Source organism: Lysobacter sp. FW306-1B-D06B (assembly GCF_038446665.1).
Lineage (GTDB): Bacteria > Pseudomonadota > Gammaproteobacteria > Xanthomonadales > Xanthomonadaceae > Lysobacter_J.
Genome location: NZ_CP151802.1, coordinates 1,624,793 through 1,644,203, shown reverse-complemented (window position 1 = coordinate 1,644,203; position 19,411 = coordinate 1,624,793). Strand labels below are relative to the sequence as shown.

The following is a 19,411-nucleotide window of genomic DNA, read 5'->3' as shown; positions in this document are numbered from 1 at the left end:
CGCTCAGGCCTTCATCCGCGCACGCAGATACGCCACCGGAAACCGCAACCAGATCGCCGCGAACACCGCCGCCGCCATGCCCGTGCTGCGGCGTGGCGCTTCGAACTTGCGGAAGTAGCGCCACAGGCCGCGGTGCTTGTGCCATTCCACGAAGAACGGGCGCGAGCGGCTCGACACACCGCGCACGTGCAGCACGCGCACGTGGTTGGCCACGGCGACCAGCGCGCCGGATTCGCGCGCGCGACGCGACAGGTCGAGGTCTTCGGCGTGCAGGCGGTAGCCTTCGTCGAAGCCGTGCAGTCGTTCGAACAGCGCGCGCGGCATCAGCATCAGCGCGCCGGACACGGCTTCCACCTGCTGCAGCGCGCGCGTGTCGTCGATGGGAAGCTCCAGCTTCGGCGCCGGCGTGCCGCCGAGCGCGGCGCTGAGCATCGCGCCGAAGTCCGGATCCCGGCGTCGTGCCGCGCCGTCGCGCACGCCGTGGTCGTCGACCAGGTCCGCGCCGAGCAGTGCTTCGCCCTGCGGCGCGGCGAGCGTGCGCAAACGCGCGAGCGTGTCGCGTTCGACCATGCAATCGGGATTGACGAAGGCCAGCCACTGCTCGCCTTCGCCCACGTCGCGCGCGCCTTGGTTGCAGGCCACGCCGAAGCCGGGATTGTCCGGGTTGGCGATGAAGCGCACGCGCGCGTCCGCGCTGGCGTGGCGCTGCACGATTTCAAGCGTGCCGTCGTCGGAACTGTTGTCGACCACGCGGATCGCGCTCACGCCGTCCGCGGCGCGCAGGCGCACCAGGCAGTCGTCGATGGTTTCAGCGCTGCGGTAAGTCACCACCACCGCAGCGATGCCGGCGTTGGGGTCAGGCGAAGAGATCACGTTGCGGTTCCGGCGGTCCAAGGTTGTCGAGCAATGCGGTGAGCTGGACACGCGAGGCACGCAGCGGGTCCTGCATCAGATAGTTCGCCAGGCGCGCGTGCCAGTCGGGCCAGCGGGCAGCGAGCGCATCCATGTCGCCGTCGAACGGCAGGCCCTCGGCTTGCCGGCCGACGAAGGCGGTGTCGCACAGTACATTGCGCCAGCCCAGGCCCGCCAGTCGCAGCGAGAGGTCGATGAGCGCCGCGTACCACGACCCGTAACTGCTGGCGTCCAGCCCGCCCGCACGGCGTCGGGCGACGCCGCGCACCAGCACGGCGTGGCTGACCGCGGCCGGCAGTTCGGGATGCAGCGCCGGCATCGCCTTGGCTGCGCGCGCGATGCGGTCCAGGTCCGGCGGCACGGGGTCGATCTCGCCGATGCGCGGCCAGGCGGCCGCTTCGCCTGCATTGCACCAGGGCGTCGCCGTGGCGATCGCGCCGTCGCTGGCAAGGCCGGCCGACAGGCGCGCCAGCCAGCCCGGCGCCGGCACGGCATCGCTGGCGAGCACGACGACGTCGGCATCGCCGCAGGCGGCCAGCACTTCGTCCAGATGCGCGACTTCGCCCACGCTGCGCTGGCGGCGGGTGTAGTCGGCCTTCAGCGCGGTGCGCGCGACCCAGCGCTCGATGATCGCGTAGCCGCGCGGGCCGGCCTGCGCATCGTCGGCCAGCCACACCGGCGTGCCGGGGGCGGTGGCGGCGTCGAGCGCCGCGAGGCAGGCGTCGAGCGCTTCGTCGTCGCGGCCCACCGGCACGACGACGACCGGGCCGGCGATGGACGACGAAGCCGTCGTCGTCACTGCTGGCCTGGCCGTCGCGGCTTGCGCTGCAGGGGTTCCATCGCGCGGAAACGACGCCCGTACTCGTCGGTGAGATCGCGCGCTTCCTGCGGGTTGCGGACGATGGTCGGCGTGAGCAGGACGATGACTTCGTTGCGCGTCTTGCTCGAACGCTGCGCTCCGAACAGGGCGCCGATCACGGGGATGCGGCTCAGTCCCGGGAAGCCGGACGCGCCACGCTCCACACCGTCGCTGATCAGGCCGGCGAGCATCACGGTATCGCCACTCTGCACGACCGCTTCGGTCTTGAGCTTGCGCGTGTCGATGCGCACGTTGCCATTGGGATCGGCCGTGTCCGGCGCACCGGGCGAGCTGACCTCCTGGACGATGTCGAGGAACACGACGCCGTCCTTCGCCACGCGCGGACGCACCTTGAGGATCGTGCCGGTATCCAGGTACTGCACCTGGCTGTAAGAGTTGTCGACGCCGACGCCGGGATTGACCGTGACCGAGGAGATCGGGATGCGGCTGCCGACATTCAGCGTGGCCTCCGCGTTGTTGCGCACCATCACCGACGGCGTCTGCAGCAGTTGCAGGTCGGTGACCGCGTCCAGCGCGCTGATGACGGCCGCCGCGTTGCGCCCGAGGAAGGTCCAGGCCAGGCCGGCGGGGTTGCCGGTGGCGGACTGGACGCTGCCGGCCAGCGTGCTCCACGTGGTGCGACCGACGGCATCGGGGAGGCCGGCGTCGGTGACCGCGCGCTCGAAGTACCAGTTGACGCCGTACTCGAGCTCGCCCTTGAGCTGGACTTCGACCACCTGCGCCTCGATGTGCACCTGCATCGGCATCACGTCCAGGCGCTCGATCACGTCGCGGATCGACTTCCACGCCGAAGGGCTGGAGCGGACGATGATCGAGTTGGTTTCCTCCACCGCAGACACGCCGACGCGATCGCCGTTGACGTCGAGCGTGAGGCTGGTGTTGCCGGCCTGCCGGCCGTTGAGCGAAAGGGAACCGCCCGAACCGCCTGTGCCCGAGCTGCCGCCGATGCCCGTGTCGCTGCCCGAATCGTAATTGCCTCCCAGCGTCGCGGAGCTGCCGCCGTCGGTGTCCTTCAGTTCCACCGATTCCAGGCCCGGCATCAGCGACGGAGGGCCGCCGCCGTTGTCGCCTCGCCCGGAGCGCCCGGAACCGAACACGTCCGACAGCCGGTCGGCGAGGTCCTTCGCCTTGATGTACTTCAGCTCGTACGAGTACAGCTGCACGCTGCCACCCGCGCTGTCGATGCGGTCCAGCCACTGCTGGATGTCGTCCAGGTAGTTCGCCTGCGAGGTGATGACCAGCACGGCGTTGGCGCCTTCCAGCGGCATGAAGCGGAACATGCCCGCGACCGGCGACTTGCTCTGCTCGCCGAAGACCTTCTCCAGGTCGGCCACGACCTTGGTCGCCTTGCCCGACTGCAACGGGAACACGCCCACCGACATGCCGGCGAGCCAGTCCACGTCGAACACTTCGATGGTGCGCAGGTAGTTTTCGAGTTCGGCGCGGCTGCCGCCGACGGTGATGACGTTGCGCGAGTTGTCGACGTTCACTATCGCGTTGGGTCGCGCGTACGGCTTGAGGATCTTCTCCATCTCCGTCGCCGAGACGAACTTCAGCGGCACGGTGCGCACTTCGAAACCGCGCGCGGTGTTGGCCGCGCCGGTGCGTGCGGCGACGTTGCCGGCCAGCGCCTGGTCGGAAGGCACGATGTTGTAGCGGCCACCGCTGTAGACCAGGCGCGCGTTGTTCCAGCCCAGCACCATCTCCAGCAGGTTCAGCGCTTCGGCCGGGCTTACCGGCTTGGGCGTGGCCAGCGTCACCGTGCCCTGCACGCCCGGCGCGATCACGTAGTTCTGGCCGAGCATGTCGCCCAGGATCGCCTTGACCACGGCGTGCAGCGATTCGCCTTCGAAATTGAACGTGGCCGAGCCGGTGGTGCCGCCCAGGTTCGGCGGCGGTGCGGTCGCGGCGCTGCGGTTGATGACCTGCCCCGTGCCCCGACGGATCTGCGGACGCGCATCGCCGCCCACGGTCGACTGCGGCAGCGGTTCCTGCGCGCCCGGTGCGGCGGCGGTGTTGCCGGGCTGCGGTCCGGGCACGCCGTCGCGTCGCACGCTGGGCACCGGCGCGGTCGCGCACGAGGCCAGCAGGCTGGCGATGGTGGCCGCAGCCAGTGCCTGCGTGGCGCACGCTCTGGCCTTGGAGCAGAGGGGACGTGGTGTTATCGGGCGGTGCTTCATGCGGTCTCTCATGGCGTCTGGCCGGGGGGCGCGGCTTGCTGCTGCCGCATCTGCGCGCGACGTGCTTCGATCCGCTTGCGGATCGCTTCCATCTGCGCCTCCGGCGTCATGGGCGCGTTTTCGCTGGGGTCGACCACCGGCGGCGTAACGGGGGTCGTCGGGGGACTGGCTGGCGTGGCGGCGTTGCGGTTCTGGGACGGGGCGTTGCCGCCCGAGGGCGGCGCCACGCGCTGGGCGGTGGTCTGGATCTTGTCGGCGCCCGGCGGTGGTGGCGGCACCGGCACGCCGACCGGCAGCGGACGGTTCATGCCGGGCGCTGCGGTGTTGATCGCGGTCGGCGGCTGGCCGCCCTGCCCGTCGAACACGCGCAGGGTCATTTCGCGGCGGCCTTCGGGTCCTTCGAAGACGGCGCTGCGCGCGTCCAGCGACGTCAGTCGCCAGGCCGGATGCGAGTCGGGCACTTCGCCCAGCCGCACACGCACCGACTCGCTGCCGTCGGCCGGCTGCAGGATCGCCATGCGCAGGTTCGGCGTGATCAGCACGCTGGTCAGCACGTAGTCGAACGCGGTCTGCTGCCCCTCGCCTTCGCCCTGCCCTTGCAGGAAGAACGGCTTGGGTTGGCGATCCTGCGTGAACAGCGGGCGCTGCGCGATGGCGGCGTATTGCGGGAACGGTCCCAACCGCTGCGGCGCCGACGCGCGCGCCTGCGGCAACGGGCGCAGCAGGCCGGGATCGGGTTCCAGCGCGTCGGCATGGCGCCCCATGCCGAGCAGCGCCAGCAGCCATGCAAGCAGTGCCCAGCCGGCGACGGTCGCCAGCAGCCAGGTGCGGGGGCCGGCGTCGTCAAGGCGCACGCGTCGCCTCCGTGCCGGTCGGTGCCGGTCGCAGGTAGCCGTAGAGATCGAACGACACGTCCAGGCCGCCGTCGCCGGTGGGCTGGGTGTTGCCCGGCAGGAAGTAACCACGCGAGGACAGCACGTTGAGATTGCCGACGAACAGGCGCGGTGCGCCGCTTTCCAGCGCGTAGAGCACGCTGGCCAGTTCCGGCGTGCCGCAGCGCATGCGCACCTGCACCACCACGCGCGCGTAGCGTTCGCGGCGGGGCTCGCTGAGCGGCGAACGGTTGCTGATCTGGCAGCTGCGATTGCCCGGACTGGCCTGCGCGACCACCGCCTCCAGCCGCTGCACGAGGCTGGCCGTGGCCAGTTCGGCGCTGCTCTCGGGCAGGAAACCCGGCGTGCGCGCCTGCTGCGCGCGCACCTGCGTCAGCCGTTGCTGCACCTGCGGCGCCTGCTGCAACTGCATGCGCTGGCGCAGTTCGCGCTGCTGCAGGGAGGCGATGCGTTCGTTCGCATCCAGCATCGGCACCGTCCACCACGGATGCACGAGCACCAGGTACCCCATCGCCAGCGCCGCGAACAACAGGCCCAGTGCGAGCCATTGGTCGCGGCCGATGCGGCGCGCGGGTGTGGCAGGCACGTGGGCGAGGGTCATCGGATCAGCCGCCATCGGCGTCCTCCGTCGATGGCGGCGGGGTTTGGGCGCGCGAAGCGGCGGCGGGCGTGGCGGGGCCGAGCTCCGCGGTCAGGGTGAAGCGATCCCGGCCGCTGGCCGGATCGGGCATCAGCGCGCCGGTGAGCGAAGGGGCGCGCCACAGCTTGGATTCCTGCAGGCGCTGGATCAGCGACGGCGCTTCGCGGCTGAGGCCGATCATCAGCAGGTTGTTGTCCTCGATGGCCAGCTTTTCCAGGTACGTGGTGTCGGGCAGACGACGGGTGAGTTCGTCCATCACCTCCACCGCAGTCGGACGCTGCGCGCGTTCGCGGTCGAGGAAGGCCTGGCCTTCGATCAGGTCGATCAATGCCTGCCGCTGCGCGGCGGCGCTGCGTGCGGCGGCGGCCTGGCTGGCGATGCGCTGCTGGAGTTCGTCCGCGGCGGCACGGCGGTTCTCCAGCAACTGCCACATCGTCGCCGCAGCGGCGACCACCGCCACCGCGGCGAGTGCGAGATTCCAGAAGCGGAACGCGTCGCCATGGCGGCGGCGCTGCGCGGGATCGAGCAGGTTGACGCCCAGCGGCGTGCCGTTCTCGGCGCACAGGTCCACGCCCGCCAGCGAGCGCGCGAGCGGGCCGAGCGCGGCCAGTGGCGCGTCCAGGCGCTGGCGCGGCACGACCACCAGTTCGGCGTCGATCAGGCCATCGCCATCGCGGCGTGCCAGCACGCGTGCGTCGTAGGCGACGGTCTCGACGGTGAAGGGCGTCTGCCGGTCGATCTCGAAGCCCACCACGTCGCGCAGTCGCTCGCCCGCGGCGGCGGGCAACGACAGGCGACGGCGCAGGCCGGTCGCGGCCGGCAGGAGCAGCCAGCGCGGCAGGTCGGTCAGGCGCGCGGGCAGCAGGGTCGCCAGCGGATCGACCGGGGCGACGATGGCGTTGTCGTCGGGCAGGCCCAGTTGCGGCACGGTGCCCAGGTCGCGCAGGTCGCCGCCTTGTTGCAGGCGAAGCTGCACGCCATCGCCTTGCAGTTGCAGCAGCAGGCGGCCCCGGTCGAAGCCGAGCACGCGCCGCACCCGCGCCGGCAGCCATGCGGCGAGGTTGTGCGCCCACCAGTGGACGAACCCGCCCGCGCCGGGCGCCAGCCGCGCGCCGAGGCGGCGCAGCGTGTCCTGCGCCCAGTCGGCGGCAGGCCGGTTTCCAGGCCGGCTTTCGCTCCTTGCGTTCATCGCGGTGATGCTCCCTCCTCCCAGCGCAACGGCACATACGCCATGCCAGGCAGGCCCCCTCCGCCCGTGCGAACCACCGCTCGCAGCAGCGACTGCCGACCATCCGGAAGCCGTGCGCGGCTGTCGATACTATAGGTGCCGCTGCCGGCGCCGACCATGTTCGCACCTGGCAGGGCTCCGTCCACGGGAAGGCCACCGCCCGGCCCTCGCCGCTGGGCAACCAGGTCGGTGCCGTTCATCCCCATCGCGTCGAGCACCTCCGCCGAGGCATACGCCGGGTCGGGCTGGGCACGGCCACTGAAGACGGTGAGGTCCGGCTCCAGCTTCGCGTACAGCGCCGGCGTCATGCCCAGCACCTGCTGGAGTTCGGCCACGCTCTCGAAGTCGGCATCCTTGGCCCCGTAGGGCCGGCCGGCGGCTTCGTAATCGCCGTCCTCGGCGCCACCTGCGGGCTGGGTGAGCGGATCGGAGTCGCGCCAGTCGATGATCGCCGCAGCGATTCGCTCGGCCTGCTGCGGCTCGGCTCCGGCCTTGCGGACCAGCGCCGACAGCAGGGGATGCCCGGCCTGGTTGAGATCGACCTTGCCGTTCTCGTCGACGATCTTCACTTCCACCTGCGCATCGCCGAAACGCCAGCGGTAGGGGCGTCCGTCGGGCTTCCATTGCAGGCGCGGATCGGTGAGCGGAATGCGGGTCAGCGCGTATTCGAGCCCGGCGCGCGAGGCGTTGGACGCGACCAGCCCGCGCACCAGCACGCGCCCCTGCAAGGCCTCCACGCGCGCGGCGAGGGCGAAGCCGCCGATCAGCGCCGTCAGCAGCACGATCAGCCACAGCACCAGGATGAGCGCCGCACCGCGCGACGCGGCGCCACGCACGGGAACCAGGGTACGCGCGCGACTCATTGCGTCTGCACCGGCGCGGCGAAACTGCTGAAGGCCGGCGCCAGCGGCAACGCGACCACCACCGGCGGCCAGGCGGCGCCGTTGCGATCGATCATCCTGACCTCGACCAGCAGCGGCAGTTGTTCGCTTGCCTCCCACTTGTCGAGCCACTCGCCCAGGCGTCCTTCCTCGTCCAGCGCGCGGTAGCGGAAGCGCGCTTCACGCAGTCCATCGACCAGCACTTCCGGCGGTCGTGCGTCGCGTTCCTCCACGGTCTTGCCGGCCAGCACCATGTTCAACGCCAGCGTCATGCGGACTCCGTCGCCGTCGTCCTCGACGGTGAAGTCGTGCAGATACGGGCCGCCGCGGCCGAGGTAGTCCGGCAGATCGGCGACGAAACGCATGCGCTCGGGCTCGCCGATGAAGCGCACCGCCACCGCGCGCGATTGGTCGAAATCGAAACCGACCGGACGCGAGCCGGTGATGCGCGTGCGCAGGAAACCTTCGACCGCGCGCATGCGCTCGCTGCGATCGGCCATCGCCTCGCCCCGCGTCGCGGTTCGCGTGGCGGCGCCGAGCGTGGCGAACGCCAGCGCCAGACCGGCCACGAGCAGCACCATCGCGATCAGCACCTCGATGAGCGTGAAGCCGTGCGCGCGCCTCATGGCAGCGAGCCCCCGCTGCCGGCCGCGGCGATGCGCAGCGTGCGCAGTTGCAGGCGCTGGTTCGGGCCGTCTCCCCACTGCATCGCCAGGGTGATCTCGAACAGTTCCGGCGCGGCCATCGCCATCGGTTGGTTACTCGCGGCCACGGCGGCATCGCGCCAGGGCGACACACGCAACTGCCAGCGGTAGCGGCCTTGCTCGAATTCGCCGTCGCGCTGGCCGGCGGCGATGCGTTCGCCCACGCCGACCTGGTCCATCAGCGACTGCGCATACAACGCCGCGCGTCCTGCATCGCTCGACACGCGCACCTGCCGCGCCGCGCCCGAGAGAATGCCCAGCAACAACGTCAGCGCCATCGCCAGCAGGGCGAAGGCGACGATCACTTCCAGCAACGTGTAACCGCGTTGGGCGCGTCTCATTGCGACACCTGCGCGCGCTTGAGCTTCACTTCACCGGTCAGCCAGGCGACGTCGATGTTCCATGCCGCCTTGCGCGCACCCAGTTGCACGCGACCGCCGGTGCTGGCGCCGTCGGGAAAGAACACGATCGCGCCTTCGCTGCGCCTGGGCTGGACTTCGCGCGCGCCGGTGAAGGTGATGCGCAGGTTTGGCGGAATGTCGCCGCTGCGGCCCATCGGCGCGGTCCACGCGTGTTTGGCCGGATCCAGCGTGAACCGCTGCGGCTGTCCGGTGGCGATGGCGTGCGTGCGTGTGAAGCGCAACGCCGCCGCCACCGTCTTGGCTTGCGAGCGCAGTTGCAGGCCTTCGCGTCCGCCGCTCATTGCCGACAGGGCGAGCACGCTGATCGCGGCGATCAGCGCGATCACCAGCAGCATCTCCAGCAGGGAAACGCCGCGTGCCCGACGATGCATGGGAAGACCCCGGACCTGTCTGGCTTACTCGTACTTGATGTCGCCGTCGACGCTGGTGCCGCCGGGCTTGCCGTCCTTGCCCAGGCTGACCAGGTCGAACGGTCCGCTCTCGCCCGGCGCGCGGTACTCCAGCGCGTGGCCCCACGGATCCTTCAATTCCGCCGGCTTGGCATACGGACCCAGCCAGCCGTTGACGTCGCTGGGCTGGGTGACCAGTTCATCCAGCGCGGTCGGCAGGCGCCCGGTGTCCATCTGGAACGACTCGATTTTGCCCGCCATCGTCTGCACCTGCGCCTTGGCGATGTTGTAGTCGCCACGGTCCTTGCCACCGAGCACGCGGCTGCCGACGAAGGCCAGCACCGCACCGATCAGCACGATCACGATGATGATCTCGATCAGGCTCATGCCGCGCTGGCGGGCGGACGACGGCGAACGGGTCAAAGAGCGGCGATTGCGCATGTGGGTTCCTTGTCGAAAGGCGTCCGGGGTGAACGTGGGTCGAATGATGATCGCAAAGCAGGGGTATCAGGGTGACTGCGCGGGACGGCGTTCAGTTCCATGACTGCGCAGAACGCTTGCCGCGTGAGCGCGATCACCCTATCGCATTGGTCAGTCCATACAGCGGCATCAGCACGGCCATGACGACGATGCCGACGACCGCGGCCAGCACGATCGTCACCACCGGCACTAGCGCCGCCAACATGCGGTCGAGCGCGAGCGAGGTTTCCTGCTCGAACGTCTCGGCCGTCTTCACCAGCATCGCGTCCAGCGCACCGGACTCCTCGCCCACCTGGATCATCTGCAGTGCCAGGCGAGGGAAGCGCTTGCCGCGTCCGAGCGCGGTGGACAGCGCGATACCGTTCTTCACTTCCTGCGCCGCCGCTTCCACGTCCGCCGCCAGCACGCGGTTGCCCAGCACGTTGCGGCCGATGCCCAGCGCGGTGATCAGCGGCACGCCGTTGCGCACCAAGGTTCCGAGCGTGCGCGCCAGGCGCGCGGTCTCGGCCTTGGCCACCAGGCCGCCGACGAAGCGTCGCTGCAACAGCCACGCATCGAAGGCTTCGCGGAATACCGGATCGCGGCGCTTGCGGTCAAACCACCACAGCGCCAGCGCGGGCAATGCCAGCAGCACGATCCACCAGTCGCGCACGAACAGGCCGATGCCGAGCACGATGCGGGTGAACAGCGGCAGCTCGGCGTCGAGGCTTTCGTACATCGCGCCGAACTGCGGGACCACGTAACCGAACAGGAACAGCAGGCTGCCGCCAACCATCACCAGCAGGATCGCCGGATAGATCAGCGCGTTGACGACCCTGCCTTGCAGGGCGCGCGTGCGTTCCAGGTAATCGGCCAGGCGCGCGAGGGTTTCCTGCAGGCTGCCGCCGGCTTCACCCGCGCGCACCATGTTCACGTACAGGCGCGAGAACGTGCCGTGCTGGCGTTCCAGCGCCGCAGACAGCGAACTGCCGCCGCGCACGGCATCGCGCACGTCGCCGATGGTGCGGCGTGCGGCCTCGTCTTCGGGCAACTCGAGCAGGATCGTCAGCGCGCGATCGAGCGGCTGGCCCGCGCCGAGCAATGTCGCCAGCTGCTGGGTGAACTGCACCAGGCGTGCGCCCGCAAAGGGCCTGGGCTTGAACAGCGTGCGCCACGTCGAAGCACCCGACGCCTCGCTGGCGAGTTTCGCCTCCACCGGCAGATGCCCCTGCTCCTGCAATCGCGCGACGACTTCGGCGCTCGTGCCGGCTTCCATCTGGCCGTCGAGCAGTTCGCCGCGCGGGTTGAGCGCCTTGTAGTGGTAGAGGGGCATTGTCGGCCGGGATTCGGGATTCGGGATTCGGGATTCGGGATTCGGGATTCGGGATTCGGGATTCGGGATTCGGGATTCGGGTAGAGCGCATCTGTGTTGCACGTCATTCCCGCGAAAGCGGGAATCCAGTGACTTCCTTGCGCCTCAGGTCGCTTGATCGCCGCTTTGGCGAGGATGACGAATAGGCGATTGCGCGCCTGTCATCTCCGGCCACAAGTCACGCCAATAGGGATTGCCCGCCTCGACAAGCTCGATCTTCCATTGCCGCCGCCACTTCTTGATCTGCTTCTCGCGTGTGATTGCCGACTCCATCGTCTCGTGCGCTTCGTACCAGACCAGACGAGTCACTTCATACCGATCACTGAACCCCTCGACTACATGCTCGCGGTGCTGCCAGATGCGCTTGACTGGATCGCTCGTCACGCCCAGGTACAAGGTGCCGTTTCGACCACTCGCCAGGAGATAAACGCAAGGCTGCCTTTCCATTCTCGTCCGTGAAAGATAAGTCGCTGAATTCCCGCTCCCGCGGGAATGACGTGAGGGGATGACTACGCTCCCGCCAACATCAGTACGCTCACGCATCCTCCGTAACGCGCAAAACCTCCTCGATCGTCGTCTCCCCGCGCAGCGCCTTGGCGATGCCGTCCTCGTACATCGTGCGCATGCCGTGCTGGCGCGCGATCTGCTCGATCTCGCCCATGCCCGCATGACGCATCACCGCGCGGCGCAGCTCGTCGTTCATCACCAGGAATTCCATGATCGTCGTGCGACCGTGATAGCCGGTCGTCGACAGCGGCGACGGCATCGGGTGGTACAGGAAGATCTCGCCTTCGGGCTGGTAGCGGCGCAGGTTGAACTTCTCGATCTCTTCCGGCGAGGCCGGATAACGCCGCGCATGCGTCGGCTCCAGCCTGCGCACCAGACGCTGGGCGAGGATGCCGTTGACGGTGGAGGTGAGCAGGTAATCCTCCACGCCCATGTCGAGCAGGCGCGTGATACCGCCGGCGGCGTTGTTGGTGTGCAGCGTCGACAGCACCAGGTGGCCGGTCAGCGCGGACTGGATCGCGATGCGGCACGTCTCCAGGTCGCGCATTTCGCCGATCATGATGATGTCGGGGTCCTGTCGCACGATGCTGCGCAGCGCATGGGAGAAATCCAGCCCGATCTGCGGTTTCGCCTGTATCTGGTTGATGCCTTCGATCTGGTATTCCACCGGATCTTCAACGGTGATGATCTTGACGTCCGGCGTGTTGAGCTTGCTCAGCGCGGTGTATAGCGTGGTCGTCTTGCCCGAGCCGGTCGGGCCGGTGACGAGCAGGATTCCGTGCGGCTGGTCCAGCACTTTCTGGAACTGCGGCAGGAACGCGTCGGTGAAGCCCAGCCGCTTGAAATCGAAGACGACGGTTTCGCGATCCAGCAAACGCATCACCACGCTTTCGCCGTGCGCGGTCGGCACGGTGCTTACGCGCAAGTCCAGTTCCTTGCCCTGCACGCGCAGCATGATGCGGCCGTCCTGCGGCAGGCGGCGTTCGGCGATGTTGAGCTTGGCCATGATCTTGATGCGGCTGATCACGGCGGCGGTGAGATTGGCCGGCGGGCTTTCGCCTTCGCTGAGCACGCCGTCGATGCGGTAGCGCACCTTCAGACGATTCTCGAACGGCTCGATGTGGATGTCGGAGGCGCGCAGCTCGACGGCACGCTGGATGATCAGGTTCACCAGTCGGATCACCGGCGCTTCGGACGCGAGGTCGCGCAGGTGCTCCACGTCGTCGAGGTCGCCCCCGGCGCCCTCGCCTTCGGCCGTTTCCACGATGGCACCCATCGCGCTGCGGCCCTGGCCGTACCAGCGTTCGACGAGGTCACCGATTTCCGAACGCAGCGCCACCGCCGGGCGGATGTCGCGGCCGGTGGCCAGGCGCAGGGCATCGAGCGTGTAGAGGTCCTGCGGATCGGCCATGAGCACGTCGACCGCGCTGTCGCTCTCGCCGACCGGACAGACGGCGAACTGCTTCATGAAGCGCATGGACAGCGTGACGCCTTCCGGTGGCAGCTCCGGCGCGTCCTTCACGCTGACCAGCGGCAGGCCAAGGACCTCGGCGCAGGTTTCGGCGTGGTCGCGCTCGGACACCAGGCCCAGTCGCGCCAGCAATGCGAGCAGGCTGCCGCCCGTCTCGTCCTGCAGGCGGCGCGCGCGGACGAGGTCGGCGTCCTTGAGGCGTCCTCTGGCGAGCAGCGCATCGACGATGCGTTCCTCGGCGGCGGAGGCCATGGCGATGTCGTGGGCGACTGCGTTCACGCTCTCCAGGTCGTTGCCGACCTCCTCCGCTGTGGTCCCGCCGACTTTAGCAGGCAGGCGTCGACGTTAGCGCGCATGCGGCAGGGCCCGGTGCACCGATTGAGACATTCACCGCACCCGCCCCCATTGGCGCCGCAGGCACTGCTTGCGTAGGCTCTCCCCATTCACCAGGGGAAACACGCATGAAGACCTCTCTCGCGGCCGTCGCGGCCGTGATCGTGTTCGTCGCGGGCGCCGGCGTCGGCTACACCGCACAGAAGCAGCAGCGCACCGCCACCGCGATGTACCACGCGAAGGAGAACCAGGACGCCGCCCGCGAACTGCTCGCCGTCGCCCGCATCCAGGCCGGCAAGGGCAGTTGGGAGCAGATCGCGGTGGGCCGCGTCTATTACCTGGGCGGCTACAAGCCGGACGGACAGGCGATCTTCGACGCGATCCTCGCCGGCAAGCACGAGGACAGCGACGTCTACCGCATCGCCCGCGTCTACAGCGAGGCCGGCGAATGGGACAAGGCGAAGGACCTGTTCCAGCGCTACTTCAAGGGCACCGACGACGATGCCGCCGCCTACGCCGAAGTCGGTGCGCTGTATCTGCTGAAGGGCGACCGTCAGACGGCCGAGCAGATGTTCGACCGCTCGGTGGCGATCGAACCGGAAGACCTGTGGGCGACGCTGCACATCGCCGGCGCGTATCTCAATGTGAAGCCGCAGGAGTAAAGGGAGCTTCCTTCTCTCCTTGGGGCGACCGTAGGAAGTGCAGAGCTGAGAAGGTGGTGCGAAGCGCCGAAAGAGGGACGCGCAAAGCGCGGGCTTTCCGTCGGCGCCCCCTCTCCCTGGTCGTCTTCGGCGGCCTGTCCCTCTCAGCTCTGCACTCCCTACGGTCGCTTCAAGGCGAGAGGGATGGCGCTTCCCTTGCTACAGCCGCTTCCATTGCGGCTGACATAGCGAAGGACGCCGCTCAGCCCACCCAGACCCGCGCGTTGCGGAACATCCGCATCCACGGCGAATCCTCGCCCCACTCGGCCGGTGCCCAGCTCAGGTTGGCGCTGCGCAGGGTGCGTTCCGGGTGCGGCATCAGGATCGTCGCGCGGCCATCGGCACTGGTCAGGCCGGTGATGCCGTCGGGCGAGCCGTTCGGGTTGAGCGGATAGCGCGTGGCCACGTTGCCGTTGCCGTCGATGTAGCGCAGCGACACGTGCGCGGCCGACTGGTCCAGCGAGCTGTCGAAATCCGCACGACCTTCGCCATGCGCCACCGCCACCGGGATGCGCGAGCCGGCCATGCCGCGGAAGAACAGCGACGGCGACTCGACGACTTCCAGCAGGCCCAGGCGTGCTTCGAACTGCTCGCTGCGGTTGCGCAGGAACTTCGGCCAGTGCTCGGCGCCCGGAATGATGGGCTTGAGTTGCGAGAGCATCTGGCAGCCGTTGCACACGCCCAGCGAGAAACTGTCTTCACGCGCGAAGAACGCGGCGAAGGCATCGCGCAGCGCGCTGCGCTCCAGCACCGACGTCGCCCAGCCACGACCCGCGCCCAGCACGTCGCCGTAGCTGAAGCCACCGCAGGCGGCGAAGCCCTTGAAGTCGGCCAGGTCGAAGCGGCCGGCGATGAGGTCGCTCATGTGCACGTCGACCGCTTCGAAGCCGGCGCGCGTGAACGCCAACGCCATTTCGACCTGGCCGTTGACGCCCTGCTCGCGCAGGATCGCCACGCGCGGACGCACGCCGGTGTTGATGAACGGTGCGGCGACGTCGTCGGCGGCAGCGAAGGTCAGCTTCGGCTTCAGGCCCGGCGCGTTGAAGTCGCGCGCGACCGTGCGCTCCTCGTCGGCGCCTTCCGGGTTGTCGCGCAGCTTCTGCAGCGCATGGCTGGTGGCCCACCAGGCGTCGAAAAGTTCTTCCCAGCGCCATTCGACCAGCGTCTTGCCTTCGTCGCGCACGCGGATCACCGGCGCCGTGGTCGGCTTGGCGATGCGCTGGGCGCAGTCGATCAGGCCGTGACGCGCGACGAGGTCGGCGAACTCCGCGCGGTCCTCGACGGACACCTGCACGATCGCGCCGAGTTCCTCGTTGAACAGCGTGCGGAAGGGATCGTCGCCCCAGCCGTCGAGGTTGATGTCCAGGCCCGTGCGCGAGCAGAACGCCATCTCGCACAGCGCAGCGAACGCGCCGCCGTCCGAGCGGTCGTGGTAGGCCTTGGCGATGCCGGCCTCGCGCGCGTCGCGGATGAGTTCGAAGAAGTCGCGCAGGCGCTGCGGGTTGTCGAGGTCAGGCACGCCCAGCGCGCCGGCGAACGCCGGCAGCGTGCCGTTGCCGTCGGCCGCTTCGGGGTGGCACTGCGCCAGCACCGAACCGCCCAGGCGCTGCTTGCCGGCGCCCAGGCCGATCAGCCACAGCTCGCTTTCTTCTTCGCGCGCGAGCAGCGGCGTGAGCTGCGCGCGCACGTCGACCACCGGCGCGAACGCGCTGACGATCAGCGACACCGGCGACACCGACTTGTGCGCCTTGCCGTCGGCATGCCACTGCGCCTGCATCGACAGCGAGTCCTTGCCGACCGGGATGCTGAGGTCGAGTTCCGGGCACAGCTCCAGGCCCACGGCCTTCACCGCGTCGAACAGGCGCGCGTCCTCGCCGTCGTGGCCGGCGGCGGCCATCCAGTTGGCGGACAGCTTGATGCGGTTGAGCGATTCCACCGGCGCGGCGCACAGGTTGGTGATCGCCTCGCCCACGGCCATGCGCGCGGCGGCGGCGGCGTCGATCAACGCCAGCGGCGTGCGCTCGCCGATCGCCATCGCCTCGCCGACGAAACCGTCGAAGCCGGCGAAGGTGATCGCGCAATCGGCCACCGGCAGCTGCCACGGGCCGATCATCTGGTCGCGCGCGGTCAGGCCGCCGACGGTGCGGTCGCCGATGGTGATCAGGAAGTTCTTCGAAGCGACCGCCGGGTGCGCCATCACGCGCAGCGCGGCGTCGCGCAGTTCCAGGCCGTCCCAGCGCAGCGCCGGCCACGGCGCGGCGGGCGGGCGGCGCGCGTCGCGGTGCATCTTCGGCGGCTTGCCGAACAGCACGTCCATGGGCAGGTCGATCGGCCAGTCGCGACCGGCTTCGCGCGCCGTCTCGCGCGTGGCGCCGTAGCCGACGACCAGGCGCTCTTCCGCCGTGGCGAAGCCGACGGCCGCGAACGGGCAGCGCTCACGGGCGCAGATCGCGGCGAACTCTTCGACGCGATCGGCGGGAATGCCGAGCACGTAGCGTTCCTGCGATTCGTTGCACCACAGCTGCATCGGCGACAGCGACGGATCGTCGCTGGGCACCTTGGCCAGGTCGATGATGCCGCCCAGGCCGGAATCGTGGAGCAGTTCGGGAATCGCGTTGGACAAACCGCCCGCGCCGACATCGTGCGCGGTGGCGATGGGGTTGTCCTCGCCGCGCGCGACGCAGCGGTCGATGACTTCCTGCGCGCGACGCTCCATTTCCGGGTTGTCGCGCTGCACGCTGGCGAAATCGAGTTCCTCGTGGCTGTCGCCGGAGGCCACCGAACTGGCGGCACCGCCGCCCAGGCCGATCAGCATGGCCGGGCCGCCGAGCACGATCACCGCATCGCCCGGCTGCAGGCCGAGCTTTTTCACCTGCACGCGGTCGATGGCGCCCAGGCCGCCGGCGAGCATGATCGGCTTGTCGTACGCGCGGGCGTGCGTGCCTTCGTCGAGCTCGAAGCTGCGGAAGTAACCCGCCAAGTTCGGGCGGCCGAATTCGTTGTTGAACGCGGCGGCACCGATCGGGCCGTCGAGCATGATTTCCAGCGCCGAGGCCATGCGCGGGTTGAGCGAACGCTCGCGTTCCCACGGCTGCGGCAGCGTCGGGATGCGCAGGTGCGAGACGCTGAAACCGCACAGGCCGGCCTTGGGACGGCCGCCGCGCCCGGTCGCGCCTTCGTCGCGGATCTCGCCGCCGTTGCCGGTGGATGCGCCCGGGAACGGCGCAATCGCGGTGGGATGGTTGTGGGTTTCGACCTTGATCGCGAAGGCCGAATCGACCTGCGCTTCCTCGCGGTACGCGTGCGTGAGCGGGTCCGGACGGAAGCGGCGGCTGGCGTAGCCTTCCACCACCGCGGCGTTGTCGCTGTAAGCCGAGAGCGTGTGCTCGGGCGTGGTCGCGTGCGTGTGCTTGATCATCTTGAACAGCGACGTGGTCTGCTCGACGCCGTCGATGGTCCAGGACGCGTTGAAGATCTTGTGGCGGCAGTGCTCGGAGTTGGCCTGCGCGAACATCATCAGCTCGACGTCCGCCGGTTCCCGGCCGAGCGCGGTGTAGCGCTCGCGCAGGTAGGCGATCTCGTCTTCGGCCAGGGCCAGGCCCAGGCGCGTGTTCGCCAGTTCCAGGTCCACCAGGGGGATGCGCTCCAGTTCGCCGCGGGCCGGCACGGAGAACAGCGCGACGGCGTCCTCGCGTGCGTCCAGCAGCGACTGGGTCATCGGGTCGTGCAGCACCTTCGCCAGCGCGCCCTGCGTGGGCGCGTCGGCCGGCCAGCCGGTCAGGTCGAACCGGGTGCCGCGCTCCACGCGCTTGACCGGCAGACCGGCGCCGTGGAGGAGCTCGGTCGACTTGCTCGCCCAGGGCGAAAGCGTGCCCAGGCGCGGCGTGACGTAGCGGGAAATCGCCTCCGGCGCGCGAGGTGCCTCGGCGGGCTCGGCCTGGAGGATGCGACGCAGCGCATCCGGATCGGGCGTTGCACCGGCCTCCGGCTCGACCCAGTAAACGGGCCAGGCGCCGAGGACGCGGATGGACGGATGGAGGGCTTGCAGGCGGGCTTGGAGCCGTTCCAGGCGGAACGGCGACAGGGCGGAAGCGCCCTCGAGGACGATCATGTCCGGGGAACCGTGCAACGTCGGGCCCGCCATTGTACTCAAAGCGCCCGCCTGCCCCACGCCGGAACCTGACCGATGTGGGGTCCGGAAACGCCGACGCCGCCCGTAGGGGCGGCGTCGGTGGGTCTGTCGGAGGTTTCAGGCGCCCGGTTTGGCGGGCGTGGCCGAGGCGGTATGCGCCTGCTCTGCCGCCAGCTTGTCCAGCGCCTCGCGCAGGGCGGCCGGCGGGATGTAGCCGCCGAGCTGGACGCCCTCGCGGGTCAGGATCATCGGCGTGCCGGTCAGACCGACGCGCTGGCCCACGTCGTACTGCTGGTTCACGCTCGACTTGCAGTCGGCCTTGGTCGGGCCGCGGTCGTTCTTGGCATCGGTCAGCGCCTTGCGGCGGTCCGGCGCGCACCACACGGCAACCATCTTGCGGTAGTCCTCGCTGCCCAGGCCCATGCGCGGGAAGGCCAGGTATTCGATGGCGATGCCCTGCCGGTTGTATTCGGCGATCTCGCTGTGCAGCTTGCGGCAGTAGCCGCACTCCACGTCGGTGAAGACGGTGACGGTGTACTTGGGCTTGGCCGGCGAGAAGACGATGCGCTCGCTGGTGGGAATGGTGCCGAGCAGGTCGCGGCGCACGGCGGCCATCGCGTCCTCGCTCAGGTTCTTTTTCGCGGCGACGTCGAACAGCGCGCCGCCGGAACCGGGCAGGAACAGGTAGCGGCCGTCGTCGCTGACATAGACGACCTGGCCGCTGACGATGGCCTCGCGGAAGCCGGGCATCGGCGCGGCGGTCACGTGATCGACCTGGACCTGCGGGTTGAGCCTGCGCACGGCCTCGATGGCGCGAGCCTCCGGCGTTCCCGCGGCCGGCTTGGGCGCGGCGGCCTGCTTCACCGGAGCGCTCGCGGCGGTGGGCGCCTGCGCGGCGGTTCCGCTGGGCGCCTGGGCGCAGGCAGAGAGGCTGATGGCGCCGAGCACGGCAAGGACGAGTCGCTTCATTCAGGAATCCTGTCGGGGCAGCCCGGGGCCGCTGGGGGAATGGCCGATTGTGGCACGCAGGGGCGGCGGGGCGCGTGTCGTTGGTCCCAGGCGAGAGTGGTGTTCAGGAGCGGAAGTTCTGCAGGGTTCTGGCGGGGAACGGAGGGGCCATGCACCGGGGCCGCGGGACTGCGGGCCTGGGTCCCGGCCTGCGCCGGGATGAAAGCGGGAAGTGCGAGGCTTCGGGCGTTCGGCAGGCCACGCGGCAGTGCCGCGTATGCAAGTGCTTCGAGCTGGTTGCCGTTGCCGTCCATGGCGGCACGTGACCCGCTTCGGGTCGCCCGGCCCGGCCATCCATG

The 19,411-nt window shown here is 69.5% G+C and carries 17 protein-coding genes; 1 reads left to right on the top strand and 16 read right to left on the bottom strand.

Features of this window, described 5'->3' with window-relative positions:
- Nucleotides 1-3: 3 nt before the first annotated feature.
- From AAFF32_RS07580 to gspE, 14 genes are all read right to left on the bottom strand, one after another.
- On the bottom strand, nt 4-870 hold the full coding sequence (locus tag AAFF32_RS07580; RefSeq protein ID WP_216961831.1) for a glycosyltransferase family 2 protein: 867 nt from the start codon (nt 868-870) through the stop codon (nt 4-6).
- Complete coding sequence (locus AAFF32_RS07575; protein WP_216960340.1) at nt 857-1,711, bottom strand: glycosyltransferase; 855 nt, start codon at nt 1,709-1,711, stop codon at nt 857-859. The genes AAFF32_RS07580 and AAFF32_RS07575 overlap by 14 nt, the downstream gene beginning before the upstream one ends.
- Nucleotides 1,708-3,972 carry a type II secretion system secretin GspD gene (gene gspD, locus AAFF32_RS07570; protein WP_342316981.1) on the bottom strand — a complete coding sequence of 755 codons (2,265 nt, stop codon included), beginning with the start codon at nt 3,970-3,972 and terminating at the stop codon, nt 1,708-1,710. Before gspD ends, AAFF32_RS07575 begins: the two co-directional genes overlap by 4 nt.
- An 8-nt stretch (nt 3,973-3,980) precedes the next feature.
- Complete coding sequence (locus AAFF32_RS07565; RefSeq protein WP_342316980.1) at nt 3,981-4,826, bottom strand: hypothetical protein; 846 nt, start codon at nt 4,824-4,826, stop codon at nt 3,981-3,983.
- Nucleotides 4,816-5,466, bottom strand: a complete 651-nt coding sequence (gene gspM, locus AAFF32_RS07560) for a type II secretion system protein GspM (protein ID WP_216960349.1) — start codon at nt 5,464-5,466, stop codon at nt 4,816-4,818. The genes AAFF32_RS07565 and gspM overlap by 11 nt, the downstream gene beginning before the upstream one ends.
- A gap of 4 nt (nt 5,467-5,470) precedes the next feature.
- Nucleotides 5,471-6,694: a PilN domain-containing protein gene (locus AAFF32_RS07555; RefSeq protein WP_342316979.1), complete on the bottom strand. Its 1,224-nt coding sequence runs from the start codon at nt 6,692-6,694 to the stop codon at nt 5,471-5,473.
- On the bottom strand, nt 6,691-7,596 hold the full coding sequence (locus AAFF32_RS07550) for a type II secretion system minor pseudopilin GspK (RefSeq protein WP_342316978.1): 906 nt from the start codon (nt 7,594-7,596) through the stop codon (nt 6,691-6,693). Before AAFF32_RS07550 ends, AAFF32_RS07555 begins: the two co-directional genes overlap by 4 nt.
- Complete coding sequence (locus tag AAFF32_RS07545; protein WP_342316977.1) at nt 7,593-8,240, bottom strand: prepilin-type N-terminal cleavage/methylation domain-containing protein; 648 nt, start codon at nt 8,238-8,240, stop codon at nt 7,593-7,595. The genes AAFF32_RS07550 and AAFF32_RS07545 overlap by 4 nt, the downstream gene beginning before the upstream one ends.
- Entirely contained in the window at nt 8,237-8,659 is a 423-nt protein-coding gene (locus AAFF32_RS07540) for a prepilin-type N-terminal cleavage/methylation domain-containing protein (protein WP_216960361.1), read from the bottom strand. The genes AAFF32_RS07545 and AAFF32_RS07540 overlap by 4 nt, the downstream gene beginning before the upstream one ends.
- The gene (locus tag AAFF32_RS07535; protein WP_216960364.1) at nt 8,656-9,111 is read right to left on the bottom strand and encodes a GspH/FimT family pseudopilin; all 456 of its coding nucleotides are present in this window, start codon (nt 9,109-9,111) and stop codon (nt 8,656-8,658) included. Before AAFF32_RS07535 ends, AAFF32_RS07540 begins: the two co-directional genes overlap by 4 nt.
- Nucleotides 9,112-9,135: 24 nt before the next feature.
- On the bottom strand, nt 9,136-9,570 hold the full coding sequence (gene gspG / locus AAFF32_RS07530) for a type II secretion system major pseudopilin GspG (protein ID WP_216960366.1): 435 nt from the start codon (nt 9,568-9,570) through the stop codon (nt 9,136-9,138).
- A gap of 133 nt (nt 9,571-9,703) precedes the next feature.
- The gene (locus tag AAFF32_RS07525; protein WP_216960368.1) at nt 9,704-10,921 is read right to left on the bottom strand and encodes a type II secretion system F family protein; all 1,218 of its coding nucleotides are present in this window, start codon (nt 10,919-10,921) and stop codon (nt 9,704-9,706) included.
- A 144-nt stretch (nt 10,922-11,065) separates the two neighbouring features.
- Nucleotides 11,066-11,407 carry a GIY-YIG nuclease family protein gene (locus tag AAFF32_RS07520; protein WP_342316976.1) on the bottom strand — a complete coding sequence of 114 codons (342 nt, stop codon included), beginning with the start codon at nt 11,405-11,407 and terminating at the stop codon, nt 11,066-11,068.
- A gap of 88 nt (nt 11,408-11,495) precedes the next feature.
- A complete protein-coding gene (gspE, locus tag AAFF32_RS07515; RefSeq protein ID WP_216960373.1) occupies nt 11,496-13,217 on the bottom strand; it encodes a type II secretion system ATPase GspE in 1,722 nt (573 codons plus the stop codon).
- 182 nt (nt 13,218-13,399) lie between these two features.
- Here gspE and AAFF32_RS07510 point away from each other — a divergent pair, with 182 nt between their 5' ends.
- A complete protein-coding gene (locus tag AAFF32_RS07510) occupies nt 13,400-13,933 on the top strand; it encodes a hypothetical protein (protein WP_342316975.1) in 534 nt (177 codons plus the stop codon).
- A gap of 241 nt (nt 13,934-14,174) precedes the next feature.
- Here AAFF32_RS07510 and purL read toward each other — a convergent pair whose 3' ends face one another.
- Complete coding sequence (purL, locus tag AAFF32_RS07505; protein ID WP_342316974.1) at nt 14,175-18,083, bottom strand: phosphoribosylformylglycinamidine synthase; 3,909 nt, start codon at nt 18,081-18,083, stop codon at nt 14,175-14,177.
- A gap of 138 nt (nt 18,084-18,221) precedes the next feature.
- Nucleotides 18,222-19,073, bottom strand: a complete 852-nt coding sequence (locus AAFF32_RS07500) for a DsbC family protein (protein ID WP_216960380.1) — start codon at nt 19,071-19,073, stop codon at nt 18,222-18,224.
- Between the last annotated feature and the right edge of the window lie 338 nt (nt 19,074-19,411).